Origin of the sequence: Methylobacterium nigriterrae, from assembly GCF_037106235.1 — a bacterium.
Lineage (GTDB): Bacteria > Pseudomonadota > Alphaproteobacteria > Rhizobiales > Beijerinckiaceae > Methylobacterium > Methylobacterium nigriterrae.
Map to the genome: position 1 here is coordinate 1 of NZ_JBAWTG010000936.1, position 265 is coordinate 265.

The window sequence follows — 265 nt, forward strand, 5'->3', positions numbered from 1 at the left end:
GCAGGCCGCCCAGAACACCAAGCAGATCGTGCAGAGAAACGTCGAGACGGCCTCGCACCAGGTGCGTGAGGCTACCGAGCGTTTCACCAAGACGCTGGGCTTCACCGGGGAAGACAGCGAGCGGCTGGCCCGCCAGTCCAAGCAGAACATGGAAGCGGTCGCGCGTTGCGGCACGGTTCTGACCCAAGCCTTCCAGGATGCCTCGCGCCATTGGTTCGAGCTTGGTCAGCGGCAGTGGCAGCGCAACCTCGACGGGGTGAACAAA

Annotated in this window: 1 pseudogene; it reads left to right on the top strand. The window is 64.2% G+C overall.

The window, feature by feature from the left end:
• A pseudogene (locus WDW90_RS39755) lies at positions 1-265 on the top strand (phasin family protein); the annotation flags it as partial.